The organism is Halomonas sp. H2 (assembly GCF_050215315.1).
Taxonomy (GTDB): Bacteria; Pseudomonadota; Gammaproteobacteria; order Pseudomonadales; family Halomonadaceae; genus Vreelandella.
On the sequence record NZ_CP189760.1, the window covers coordinates 2,421,174 to 2,434,735 of the forward strand.

The 13,562-nt window shown below is 53.9% G+C and carries 7 protein-coding genes and 3 rRNA genes; 2 read left to right on the top strand and 8 right to left on the bottom strand.

The window, feature by feature from the left end; all coding sequences use genetic code 11:
- Positions 1-12: 12 nt before the first annotated feature.
- From rrf to ACQE2I_RS11315, 7 genes are all read right to left on the bottom strand, one after another.
- A 5S ribosomal RNA gene (gene rrf, locus ACQE2I_RS11285) occupies positions 13-128 on the bottom strand.
- Positions 129-301: 173 nt separating this feature from the next.
- Positions 302-3,194 (bottom strand): 23S ribosomal RNA (locus ACQE2I_RS11290).
- A 308-nt stretch (positions 3,195-3,502) separates the two neighbouring features.
- Positions 3,503-5,035, bottom strand: a 16S ribosomal RNA gene (locus tag ACQE2I_RS11295).
- Together the 16S, 23S and 5S rRNA genes form the textbook arrangement of a ribosomal RNA operon.
- A 601-nt stretch (positions 5,036-5,636) precedes the next feature.
- Entirely contained in the window at positions 5,637-7,442 is a 1,806-nt protein-coding gene (locus ACQE2I_RS11300; RefSeq protein ID WP_427028205.1) for an acyl-CoA dehydrogenase C-terminal domain-containing protein, read from the bottom strand.
- A gap of 243 nt (positions 7,443-7,685) precedes the next feature.
- The gene (locus ACQE2I_RS11305) at positions 7,686-8,453 is read right to left on the bottom strand and encodes an SDR family NAD(P)-dependent oxidoreductase (protein ID WP_427028206.1); all 768 of its coding nucleotides are present in this window, start codon (positions 8,451-8,453) and stop codon (positions 7,686-7,688) included.
- Between the two features lie 38 nt (positions 8,454-8,491).
- Complete coding sequence (locus ACQE2I_RS11310; RefSeq protein ID WP_427028207.1) at positions 8,492-10,162, bottom strand: AMP-binding protein; 1,671 nt, start codon at positions 10,160-10,162, stop codon at positions 8,492-8,494.
- Between the two features lie 218 nt (positions 10,163-10,380).
- Complete coding sequence (locus ACQE2I_RS11315) at positions 10,381-10,950, bottom strand: TetR/AcrR family transcriptional regulator (protein ID WP_427028208.1); 570 nt, start codon at positions 10,948-10,950, stop codon at positions 10,381-10,383.
- Between the two features lie 126 nt (positions 10,951-11,076).
- Here ACQE2I_RS11315 and ACQE2I_RS11320 point away from each other — a divergent pair, with 126 nt between their 5' ends.
- A complete protein-coding gene (locus ACQE2I_RS11320; protein ID WP_427028209.1) occupies positions 11,077-12,264 on the top strand; it encodes an acetyl-CoA C-acyltransferase in 1,188 nt (395 codons plus the stop codon).
- A gap of 13 nt (positions 12,265-12,277) precedes the next feature.
- Here ACQE2I_RS11320 and ACQE2I_RS11325 read toward each other — a convergent pair whose 3' ends face one another.
- On the bottom strand, positions 12,278-12,688 hold the full coding sequence (locus ACQE2I_RS11325) for an arsenate reductase ArsC (RefSeq protein WP_427028210.1): 411 nt from the start codon (positions 12,686-12,688) through the stop codon (positions 12,278-12,280).
- 151 nt (positions 12,689-12,839) lie between these two features.
- Here ACQE2I_RS11325 and arsH point away from each other — a divergent pair, with 151 nt between their 5' ends.
- Entirely contained in the window at positions 12,840-13,559 is a 720-nt protein-coding gene (gene arsH, locus ACQE2I_RS11330; RefSeq protein ID WP_427028211.1) for an arsenical resistance protein ArsH, read from the top strand.
- Positions 13,560-13,562: the final 3 nt, after the last annotated feature.

A 13,562-nucleotide genomic window follows, 5' to 3' on the forward strand; every position in this document is an offset into this window, starting at 1 on the left:
TGCGGTATAGGTGCCTGACAATGACCTACTCTCGCATGGGGAGACCCCACACTACCATCGGCGCTAAGCGGTTTCACTGCTGAGTTCGGCAAGGGATCAGGTGGTTCACGCGTGCTATGGTCGTCAGGCGTAACGGTTAATGTACATCATGCTGACGAGCGGGCTTTCTTTCTAGCCTTGCTTGCTCAATTGTGTGCGTCTCATCGCCTGCCGCCTGTGCGCTTAATGCGTCAGGCCACACGCTGCGTATCCGGTTGTTTCATGTCACGTCATCATTTTGAGCAGACCCCTTGGGTGTTATAGGGTCAAGCCTCACGGGCCATTAGTACACGTTAGCTCAACGCCTTGCAGCGCTTCCACACCGTGCCTATCAACCAGCTGGTCTCGCTGGGCCCTTCAGGAGGATCAAAGTCCTCGGGGATGTCTCATCTTGAAGGGGGCTTCCCGCTTAGATGCTTTCAGCGGTTATCCCGTCCGACCATAGCTACCCGGCAATGCCACTGGCGTGACAACCGGAACACCAGAGGGTCGTCCACTCCGGTCCTCTCGTACTAGGAGCAGCCCTTCTCAAACATCCAACGCCCACGGCAGATAGGGACCGAACTGTCTCACGACGTTCTAAACCCAGCTCGCGTACCACTTTAAATGGCGAACAGCCATACCCTTGGGACCGACTTCAGCCCCAGGATGTGATGAGCCGACATCGAGGTGCCAAACACCGCCGTCGATGTGAACTCTTGGGCGGTATCAGCCTGTTATCCCCGGAGTACCTTTTATCCGTTGAGCGATGGCCCTTCCATACAGAACCACCGGATCACTAGAACCTGCTTTCGCACCTGCTCGACGTGTCTGTCTCGCAGTCAAGCACCCTTATGCTCTTGCACTCATTGCACGATGTCCGACCGTGCTGAGGGTACCTTCGTGCTCCTCCGTTACTCTTTAGGAGGAGACCGCCCCAGTCAAACTACCCACCACACACTGTCCTCGATCCGGATAACGGACCTGAGTGAGAACGCCAATGATGCCAGGCTGGTATTTCAAGGGTGGCTCCCTCCGAACTGGCGTCCGGAGTTCAAAGCCTCCCAGCTATCCTACACAGGCAACATCAGCGTCCAGTGTGAAGCTATAGTAAAGGTTCACGGGGTCTTTCCGTCTAGCCGCGGGTACACCGCATCTTCACGGCGATTTCAATTTCACTGAGTCTCGGGTGGAGACAGCGTGGCCATCATTACGCCATTCGTGCAGGTCGGAACTTACCCGACAAGGAATTTCGCTACCTTAGGACCGTTATAGTTACGGCCGCCGTTTACCGGGGCTTCAATCAAGAGCTTCGCCCGAGGGCTAACACCATCATTTAACCTTCCGGCACCGGGCAGGCGTCACACCCTATACGTCCGCTTGCGCGTTAGCAGAGTGCTGTGTTTTTAATAAACAGTTGCAGCCACCTGGTATCTTCGACCGGTTCGGGCTAGGAGAGCAAGTCTCTTCACCCTACGCCGGCGTGCCTTCTCCCGAAGTTACGGCACCATTTTGCCTAGTTCCTTCACCCGAGTTCTCTCAAGCGCCTTGGGATTCTCACCCTGACCACCTGTGTCGGTTTGGGGTACGGTCGCACATGATCTGAAGCTTAGAGGCTTTTCCTGGAAGCGTGGCATCAGTGACTTCCTGACCGTGGTCAGTTCGTTTCGTGTCTCGGCCTTAAAGCGTCCCGGATTTACCTAAGATGCCAGCCTACTCACTTTCACCAGGACTACCAACGCCTGGCTCACCTAGCCTTCTTCGTCCCCCCATCGCAACCATGTCCGGTACGGGAATATTGACCCGTTTCCCATCGACTACGCCTTTCGGCCTCGCCTTAGGGGCCGACTCACTCTGCTCCGATTAGCGTCGAACAGAAACCCTTGGTCTTCCGGCGAGGGAGTTTTTCACTCCCTTTATCGTTACTCATGTCAGCATTCGCACTCGTGATACCTCCAGCGAACTTCTCAATTCACCTTCATCGGCTTACACGACGCTCCTCTACCGCGCATCCCGAAGGATGCACCCGTAGCTTCGGTACCTGGTTTAGCCCCGTTACATCTTCCGCGCAGGCCGACTCGACTAGTGAGCTATTACGCTTTCTTTAAAGGATGGCTGCTTCTAAGCCAACCTCCTAGCTGTCTGAGCCTTCCCACATCGTTTCCCACTTAACCAGGATTTCGGGACCTTAGCTGACGGTCTGGGTTGTTTCCCTTTTCACGACGGACGTTAGCACCCGCCGTGTGTCTCCCACGCGTTACTCACCGGTATTCGGAGTTTGCCTCGGGTTGGTAAGTCGGGATGACCCCCTAGCCGAAACAGTGCTCTACCCCCGGCGGTACTGCATGAGGCGCTACCTAAATAGCTTTCGAGGAGAACCAGCTATCTCCGAGCTTGATTAGCCTTTCACTCCGATCCACAAGTCATCCAAATCTTTTTCAACAGATCCTGGTTCGGGCCTCCAGTTGATGTTACTCAACCTTCACCCTGCTCATGGATAGATCGCTCGGTTTCGGGTCTATATCCAGCGACTGTGTCGCCCAGTTAAGACTCGGTTTCCCTACGGCTCCCCTATACGGTTAACCTCGCCACTGAATATAAGTCGCTGACCCATTATACAAAAGGTACGCCGTCACGGAACAAGTCCGCTCCGACTGCTTGTACGCACACGGTTTCAGGATCTATTTCACTCCCCTCTCCGGGGTTCTTTTCGCCTTTCCCTCACGGTACTGGTTCACTATCGGTCAGCCAGGAGTATTTAGCCTTGGAGGATGGTCCCCCCGTCTTCAGTCAAGGTTTCTCGTGCCCCGACCTACTCGATTTCACATGTTCAGATTTTCGACTACGGGGCTATCACCCGCTACGGCCGCGCTTCCCAACGCATTCGCCTAATCAGTCACATGCTTAAGGGCTGGTCCCCGTTCGCTCGCCGCTACTAGGGGAATCTCGGTTGATTTCTTTTCCTCAGGGTACTTAGATGTTTCAGTTCCCCTGGTTCGCCTCGTACCCCTATGTATTCAGGGCACGATACCGATCTTATGATCGGTGGGTTTCCCCATTCAGAAATGCCCGGGTCACAGGTTGTTGCCACCTCACCGAGCCTTATCGCAGGCTACCACGTCTTTCATCGCCTCTGGCTGCCTAGGCATCCACCGTGTGCGCTTCATTGCTTGACCCTATAACCCGAAGGAGTCTGGACTCGCAATGATCACGTTTCATTGTGCCGGATACGCTGACGCGTATCACAATTTAAGAACAGTTCCTTGCGGAATGTTCTTGTCAGCATGATATACATTGTTAAAGAGCGACTGCTATAAGCAGTGATAAGCGTTCTTTCGTATTAAAAAAGAAAAAGACCTTTAAGACCTTAAACGCTATTTTTTCTTTTTAACGTGAAAAAAACAGAGCCACTTATCACTGCGTATTAACAGCATTCTGATCAGGTAATTCATTGTGGACGCTTACTAACGTGTGACGCATCGTTTAAGGAGGTGATCCAGCCGCAGGTTCCCCTACGGCTACCTTGTTACGACTTCACCCCAGTCATGAACCACACCGTGGTGATCGCCCTCTTGCGTTAGGCTAACCACTTCTGGTGCAGTCCACTCCCATGGTGTGACGGGCGGTGTGTACAAGGCCCGGGAACGTATTCACCGTGACATTCTGATTCACGATTACTAGCGATTCCGACTTCACGGAGTCGAGTTGCAGACTCCGATCCGGACTGAGACCGGCTTTAAGGGATTCGCTGACTCTCGCGAGCTCGCTGCCCTTTGTACCGGCCATTGTAGCACGTGTGTAGCCCTACCCGTAAGGGCCATGATGACTTGACGTCGTCCCCACCTTCCTCCGGTTTGTCACCGGCAGTCTCCTTAGAGTTCCCGCCATTACGCGCTGGCAAATAAGGACAAGGGTTGCGCTCGTTACGGGACTTAACCCAACATTTCACAACACGAGCTGACGACAGCCATGCAGCACCTGTCTGACAGTTCCCGAAGGCACACCAAGATCTCTCTCGGCTTCTGTCGATGTCAAGGGTAGGTAAGGTTCTTCGCGTTGCATCGAATTAAACCACATGCTCCACCGCTTGTGCGGGCCCCCGTCAATTCATTTGAGTTTTAACCTTGCGGCCGTACTCCCCAGGCGGTCGACTTATCGCGTTAACTTCGCCACAAAGTGCGCTAGGCACCCAACGGCTGGTCGACATCGTTTACGGCGTGGACTACCAGGGTATCTAATCCTGTTTGCTACCCACGCTTTCGCACCTCAGTGTCAGTGTCAGTCCAGAAGGCCGCCTTCGCCACTGGTATTCCTCCCGATCTCTACGCATTTCACCGCTACACCGGGAATTCTACCTTCCTCTCCTGCACTCTAGCCTGACAGTTCCGGATGCCGTTCCCAGGTTGAGCCCGGGGCTTTCACAACCGGCTTATCAAGCCACCTACGCGCGCTTTACGCCCAGTAATTCCGATTAACGCTTGCACCCTCCGTATTACCGCGGCTGCTGGCACGGAGTTAGCCGGTGCTTCTTCTGCGAGTGATGTCTTTCCTAATGGGTATTAACCACTAGGCGTTCTTCCTCGCTGAAAGTGCTTTACAACCCGAGGGCCTTCTTCACACACGCGGCATGGCTGGATCAGGGTTGCCCCCATTGTCCAATATTCCCCACTGCTGCCTCCCGTAGGAGTTCGGGCCGTGTCTCAGTCCCGATGTGGCTGATCATCCTCTCAGACCAGCTACGGATCGCTGCCTTGGTGAGCCATTACCTCACCAACTAGCTAATCCGACATAGGCTCATCCAATAGCGGGAGCCGAAGCCCCCTTTCTCCCGTAGGACGTATGCGGTATTAGTCTGAGTTTCCCCAGGTTATCCCCCACTATCGGGCAGATTCCTATGCATTACTCACCCGTCCGCCGCTCGTCAGCGGGGTGCAAGCACCCCCTGTTACCGCTCGACTTGCATGTGTTAGGCCTGCCGCCAGCGTTCAATCTGAGCCATGATCAAACTCTTCAGTTTAAGATCTATGCGGTTCTTACCTGCCACTCGAAAGTGACAGAAGCGAACCAAACTTGGCTCAAGGTTCAAACGAATTCATTCAAAACAGATCCCAAAGGACGAATCCTTTAAAACCTTATTGCTTGAGTCGCTTGCCTTGATAGTAGGTGATTTGTCACCAACATCAGCAAGCGCCCACATGAATTACCTGATCAAATTGTTAAAGAGCTGTTTCGCTGTCTGGTTACTGTGAAAGCAACCGGGCGGCCGTTGACTTGGCTTGCCTCAGCGAGGAAGGCGTATTCTACGCAGTTCCTGGTGGTTGTCAAGGACGTTGTTTTCGATGTTGATCAAACCACATCCAAAACGACTGGCTTCGGCAGAAACCCTAACCGCTTGACAAACCAAGGCTTTTAGACCTTATTCACCGCTGGTAACGCTTGGCGTCCCCGGCAGCGGATGCGTACTTTAAGGCCTCACTATCAAGATAGCAAGGAAAAGAAGTATTGCGTATAAAAAAAGCGGCAGAAGGTTGCCCTTTTGCCGCAAACCACCGATCAGAATGCCTGACCAGAGAGTGCCCGTTGGCGTAACTTACCCCACGCCATCAGTAGTCGACGCTTTAAATTTCAAAACCCAAACCAAAATCTTCGCTGGAGATGGCCATTAGGCTGGAAGCGCCTGATTGAATCATCTGCGCATGAGCCTTGGTGCGCGGCAGTAGCCGCTGGTAATAGAAGCGGGCAGTATTCAGCTTAGCGGTGTAGAAGGCTTTATCGTCACCCTCTAAAGAAGCAGACGCCTGCTTGGCCGCACGGGCAAACAGATACGCCAGCGTGACATAGCCTGAGTACATAAGGTAATCAACGCTCGCCGCGCCGACCTCTTCGCGGTCTTGCATTGCTTTCATACCCACACCCATGGTCAGTTCGCCCCACTCTGCATTGAGCTTAGCCAGCGGCTCGACAAACTCTTTGAGAGCGGGATTATCAGCTTCTGTTTTACAGAACTTGTGGATCTCTTTGGTGAATACTTTCAGCGATTCACCCTGGCTCATAAGCACTTTGCGGCCGAGCAGATCAAGCGCCTGAATCCCGGTGGTACCTTCATAGAGTCGTGTAATACGCGCATCGCGCACCAACTGCTCCATACCCCACTCTTTAATGAAGCCATGGCCGCCGTAAATCTGCACGCCCTCGTTAGTACTTTCAAACCCAACTTCGGTCAGAAAAGCTTTGACGATAGGCGTTAACAAGCCAAGTAGGGTTTCAGCATAACTGCGCTCTTCACCCGGCTCACCATGCTCCACCACGTCGAGCATCTGGGCGGCGTAAAGGACTAACATACGCCCGCCCTCCGCGAAAGCTTTCTGGGTCAGCAACATGCGGCGAACATCGGGGTGGACGATAATCGGATCAGCGGGCTTTTCAGGTGCCTGCTTGCCCGATAAGCCGCGCATCTGTAGGCGGTCACGAGCATAGCTGAGCGAATTCTGAAAACTGGCTTCAATGAGACCCAGCCCTTGAATCCCTACACCGAGACGCGCTGCATTCATCATGGTGAACATGCACGCCAGCCCTTTATTGGGCGGCCCGACCAAGTAGCCGGTTGCGCCATCGAAGTTCATCACGCAAGTGGCATTACCGTGAATACCCATCTTGTGCTCAAGCGAACCACAGGTGACGCCATTACGCTCACCCACACTGCCCTGGTCATCGGGCAAGAATTTAGGTACCACAAACAGCGAGATACCTTTGGAGCCCTCCGGTGCGCCGGGTAATTTTGCCAATACCAAATGGACGATATTTTCAGCCAAGTTATGCTCACCGGCAGAGATAAAGATTTTGGTGCCGGTAATCGCATAAGCATCGTCATCAGCAGGCACCGCCCGCGTCTTGATCAAACCGAGGTCAGTACCGCAGTGCGGCTCAGTTAGGCACATGGTACCTGTCCACACTCCCTCAACCAGCTTGGTGAGGTACGTCGCCTTCTGCTCCTCGGTGCCATGATGGCGCAGCGCATCCGCCGCACCATGAGAAAGCCCTGGGTACATCCCCCACGCCAGGTTAGTGGCGCAGATCATTTCCGATAGCAGCATCGCCAATGAAGGCGGCAACCCCTGGCCACCATACGCTGGATCGGCAGCTAGGCTCGGCCAACCGCCTTCTACGTACTGCTGGTAAGCCTCTTTAAAACCGTTAGGCGCTTTAACTTCGCCTCCCTCCAATAGGCAGCCCTCTTCATCGCCACTCTGATTGATCGGCAACAATACGTCGCGTGCGAAGCGTGCGCCCTCTTCCAAAATAGCGCTGACCACATCCGGCGACGCTTCGTCACCGCTGGGTAGACGTGCGTAGTGAGCGGGGTAGTTGAACATTTCGTCCATAACGAAACGCATATCACGAATAGGGGCCTGATAGCTGGGCATCGCACTGCTCCTAAAGAGGGTGGTTGTGAGAGCCGATCGATACTTTTAAGCTCACGACATTCAAACGAATGTTTGAAAATTAGCGCGAACCCCCTACTTAGTCAAGCAAGCGTTTGAATTTAGCCGAAAAATATCCTAGAACTTTGGTCGCCCAACCGATAACACCCTGACCCAATTAATAAAAAACTCGCCAGCCAAAAGCCAGCGAGTCATTTTACTTCCCTCTTCCTACTTACCACTCACTTACTGCATGCGAATACCGCCGTCCAAGCGGATCAACTCGCCGTTAAGCATGGGGTTGGTAATAATCTGCTCGGCTAGTTGCGCAAACTCATCCGGCTTACCCAACCGCTTAGGAAAAGGCACTGCGGCTGCTAGCGCCTGAGCAGCCTCATCGGGAATTTCACTCATCATCGGCGTTTCAAACATACCTGGAGCGATGGCCATGACCCGAATAGCATGACGCGACAACTCACGGGCAGCGGGAAGGCTCATACCGACAACACCCGCTTTAGAAGCACTGTAAGCACACTGCCCTACCTGACCATCAAAAGCGGCAATAGATGCAGTATTAATTATCACCCCGCGCTCACCACTCTCACTGGGCGTATTTTTAGCCATTGCGGCAGCCGCAAGGCGCATAACATTAAATGTTCCGATCAGATTGATATTGATCGTTTTAGCGTAGCCATCTAAATCCGCTGGATTACCCTCACGATCGACCAACTTGGCCACACTCACCACGCCTGCACAGTGAACCACTCCGGAAAGCCCATACTCACCACCCAGCGCCACCGCTGTGTCGACTGCCTGCTGCATTTGTTCGGCAGAGGTGATGTCCGCCAGGCACGCTTGCGCCCGCCCCCCCAACTGCTCAGCATGGCGTTCGACACTATCGTTTAGATCGCATAAAACGACACGAGCCCCCGCCGCGACTAAGCGCTCAGCGGTTGCTGCCCCTAACCCCGAAGCGGCACCGGTAATTAAAAAGGTACTCTCCTTAACCTGCATAACCATATTCCCTTTAATCGTTGTCATTAGATGTTGAATTAGTCGCTTGTCTTGGCATCCTCTACCGCCTGGGCTCGCAATTTGAAACGCTGAATCTTGCCGCTGGGGGTTTTAGGCAGCTCATCGACAAACTCAATAATGCGCGGAAAAGCGTGGGTTGATAGCCGCTCGCGCACCTGCTGCTTGATCTCATCAGCAAGCTCGTCACTCGCTTCATAGCCGTCGCGCAGCACGATATACGACTTGATCACCTCACCGCGAATCTCATCGGGCTGCCCCACTGCCGCTGACTCGGCAACTGCAGGGTGTGTCATCACACTATTCTCAACATCCGTTGGTCCCACGCGATAACCCGCCGTGGTAATAATATCGTCGTCGCGGCCAGCAAACTGAAAGGTGCCGTCTTCGTTGTGGATCACCACATCGCCCGTTAGGTAATAACCTTCTACAAAAGGATTTTTCTCTTGCCAGGTGTAGCCCTGGAAAAAGTGCGCTGGCGAATTTTTAATATCCACTGCAAGGACACCCGGCTCTCCGGCGGGCAGCTCTTTATACTCCGCGTCTAAAATCGCCAGTCGATACCCCGGCATTGGCACGCCCATCGCGCCTACATGCTTAAGATGATCAAGGGCATGATGGTTATTGCACGTCATACCGGTTTCAGTTTGGCCGTAGTGATCCATAACCGCACAGCCTAGCGATCTTTCAACCCATGTAACCACTTCCGTGTTGAGAGGTTCACCTGCCGAACTCGCCGCCCGTAGCTCGAGCGTTTGATGAGCGTCATCGAATAGTCCCGACGCCTTCATCAGCCGATAAGCGGTCGGCGCAGCAGCAAAATTAGTGATGTGATGGCGCTTCATAAACGCCAGCGCTCCTTCGGCACTAAAGCCCGCCTCACAGAAGTGCGTAGTCACGCCGAGTAGTAATGGCCCGGTAATCGCATAGTAGAGGCCATAGGCCCAGCCTGGGTCGGCCATATTCCAGAAACGATCGTCGCCACGAAGATCAATGGCCAGCTCCATATAGATCGCAAAAGCAGTCATCCCCGCCAGGGGCACGGCAACCCCTTTTGGCTTGCCCACGGTGCCGGAGGTAAACATTTGCAGAAATGGCTCTTCAGGCGAGAGTCTTGGCGGCTTATCGCTCATTGACGTATGCGTCAACGCAATCTGCCAGTCGTGGTCATCGCCGTGCTCGCTAGTCGCCCCACCCACAGCCAGAACCGGTGGGCACTGACCCAGGCCATCAAATTTATAGCGATTAGCGTGATCGGTAATTACCAACTTGGTACCCGCTCGCCCCAACCGATAGTCCACCGCGTCAGAGCCAAAGGCAGTAAACAGCGGCTGATAAACCGCGCCAATGCGCCATGTTGCGATCACCGCGATCAATAGCTGCGGTGCCCGCGGCAGCATACAGGCAATGCGGTCGCCTTTGCCCAACCCTTGGGATTGCAACCAGCCCGCCAACCTAGCACTTTGTTCATCGAGCTCAGCATACGTCAGGGTATGCATATTCCCTTCGGCGTCTTCCTGAACCAGCGCCAGCACCTCGCCACGCCCCTCCCGCACATGACGCCCACAGCAGGCTTCAAAGGCATTCAGCAAGCCATCCTGGTGGTCATCCAGGCGAGCTATAACGCTATCCACGGAGAAGTTATTGAGATAGTGGTGATAGTCGGGCAGTGATTGAGATGTCGCTGTCATGATGGCTCTCTTAAGTAGTTGATCATTGTTGTTGGTAAGGGCTGCTGATAACGAGCTCTGGGCATTAAGAGGGGAAAAGTAGAGCGTTGCTATAATTAACCGTTGACGTTAACGTAACCCTAGAGATAATAGCAACGCTAAAAGCAATCGGCGCAGAGAGCAAGCACTGTTCTACATTATCGCGCTAGACGTTGGTCGACGCTGTGGTCATCGAGGTATCAAGCAGAAGTAGGCATAATCATTGCCACCAGCTCGTCAGCCAGATCATCAGGAGATTGGGGGCCATTAGGGTCGTACCAGCGAACCGTCCAATTTAGCGCTCCTAGTACAAAGCGCGAGACAAGAAAGCGATCACCATGGATCAACCCTGCTTCTAAAGCATCATCAATGACGGCGACCCACAGCGCCTCGTAAGCATCGCGTAAATGACTTAAATGAGCACTCGCCGCAGGATCAAGGCGACGCCACTCGAAGAGCGCCACTACATGAGCATTGCGGTCGGTAAACAGAGTTTCCAAATGAGCGCGGGCCATGACACGTAGGCGTACTTCCGGGTCATGCGAACACTCCTCCAGAGCTTTGCGCGCGATCATCAACGCATTTTGGGTGCCCTCTTCAATGACCGCAGCGAGGATTTCCTGTTTATCTTTAAAATGATGAAACAGGCTACCGGACTTAATGCCCATTTCCTGCGCCAGCATACGCACCGTCGTACGATCAAAGCCCTCTTGGACGAAGAGTTGAGCCGCCAGGCGGGTCAACTCCTTGCGGCGAGGGGATGCATTCATTACATTCATGTCATTCACACTAGCGCTTGCTTGGTTATTCAGGAGAGAACCACAGCACCGCCTACGGGTCAATGTATCACCCACTACTCGATACGATAATCACAATAAGTCTTAAGGAGATTGACCATGCGCAACCCCACCGATGTGGTATTTCTAGCCGCCAAACGCACCCCAATGGGCGGCATGATGGGCAGCCTGGCGAGCATGACGGCGCCACAGCTTGGCGCCGTCGCCATCAAAGCAGCGATCGAAGCGTCCGGCATAGACCCTGCCGCCATCAGCGAAGGCATTATGGGCTGCGTACTGCCCGCGGGCGTTAAGCAGGGTCCTGCGCGCCAGGCTATGCGCCAGGCGGGCATTCCCGATGCCAATGGCGCCACCACCATCAATAAGCTGTGTGGCTCCGGGATGAAAGCCACTATGCTTGCCCACGATTTAATCAAGGCCGGCAGCGGCGATATTGTGCTGGCGGGCGGCATGGAGTCCATGTCTAACGCCCCTCACGTGCTGACCAAGGCGCGCGGCGGCTATCGCCTGGGCCACGGCGAGCTGAAAGACCATATGTTTTTAGATGGGCTGGAAGATGCCGAAACGGGCAAACTAATGGGCGTGTTTGCCCAGGATGTCGCCTCGGATCGCGGTTATTCCCGCGAACGCTTGGATGATTTTGCCATTGCTTCTCTTGAGCGCGCCATGGCCGCTACCAACGCGGGCCACTTAGCCGCCGAGATGGCACCCGTCATGGTCAGCTCTCGCCAGGGCGAGAGCCTTGTTGAGCACGATGAGCAGCCTTTCCAGGCCAAGCTCGATAAAATCCGCCAGCTGCGCCCTGCTTTCGCTAAAGACGGAACAATTACCGCCGCCAACGCCAGCTCAATTTCCGATGGCGCGTCGGCGCTTATCTTGGCCAGCCAAGCAGCGGCGGATCAGCATGGCATTAAGCCACTCGCACGCATGCTGGGTCACACGACTCACTCGCGACACCCGAGCGAGTTCACCATCGCCCCGGTGGGTGCGATTGAAAAACTGATGAAGAAACTAGGCTGGGGTGTTAATGACGTTGATCTATTTGAAATCAACGAAGCCTTTGCGGTGGTGACCCTGATGGCCATGGATGACTTGGGGCTGCCTCATGAAAAGGTCAATGTCTATGGCGGCGCCTGCGCCCAAGGCCACCCCATTGGCTCTACCGGCTCGCGTATTATCGCTACGCTGATCCATGCACTGCGCACTAAAGGCGGCAAACGCGGCATTGCTAGCTTATGCATTGGCGGCGGTGAAGCAACGGCCGTGGCCGTCGAGCTAATCGAGTAACTCTAGCTTTATCTCAGCCCGTGTGGAGAGGCAGCCAAAGCTGCAGGCGCCGTCGAATTTCTAATAGCGCCTGCTCGTATGCATCCGGCTTGCCAATCAAACGCGGGTCTCGAATATCCCAGAACAGCACTTCGCCCGCCTCTCCTTGCCATTCACGGCAGGCTTGCTGGGCCTTGTCGCACAGCACAATAACAAAATCGAATGCCTCACTTTCAAACTCATCCAACGACTTACTGCGCAAGTCTTCGGTGGGCAGCCCTTGCTTGCGCAACGCTTCAAGGGTCAATACATGGGGCTCATCGGGCTCAGAACCAGCACTAAACGCTTCAAAACGATCATCTGCCATATGGCGAAGCAGCGCCTCCCCCATCAAAGAGCGTGCAGAGTTAGCATTGCAGAGGAACAAAACGCGGCGCTTTGGCATAAATAAATAGCCTCTTATGTAATTAGTAGCGGCTACTCTACGCTTGATTTATGACGGCGATATTGCAGCCTTAAAGCTGCACTAGAAATATATGAAAAAACATATATTATAGAGCTATTAACCTATTACACCTTAGAAACGGTAGAACTCAATGCCCCACCTCAATAACTTACCCAATATTGATGCCGAACTTTTTGAGCGGCCCAACAGCAAGCGGCTTGGCATACCGCAAGGGACGGAATACGCGCCTAAAATCTTGCTGTTATACGGCTCTCTGCGTGAGCGCTCTTTCAGCCGTTTGGCCGTTGAAGAGGCAGCACGCTTGCTCAATGCTATGGGCGCAGAAACACGCATCTTTGACCCTAGAGGGTTGCCGTTACCCGATACTGAAGATGCCAGCCACCCCAAAGTTGACGAGCTACGCACGTTAGCTCAGTGGTCTGAAGGCATGGTGTGGTGCTCCCCTGAACGCCACGGCACAATGACCGGCATTATGAAAGCGCAAATAGATTGGATTCCGCTTTCACTAGGTGGCGTGCGCCCGACTCAAGGCAAAACATTAGCAGTAATGCAGGTTTGTGGCGGCTCGCAGTCCTTCAATACAGTCAACCAACTGCGCATTTTAGGTCGTTGGATGCGCATGCTGACGATTCCCAATCAATCATCAGTGCCGAAAGCCTTTATGGAATTTGATGAAAGCGACCGAATGAAAGCCTCACCTTTCTACGACCGTATCGTCGATGTGATGGAAGAGCTGGTGAAATTCACTCTACTGGTGCGCGACCGCAGCGACCTGCTGACTGATCGCTACTCAGAACGCAAAGAGAACGCGGAAGACGTCTCAAAACGCGTTAATCAACGCGCCATCTGATCA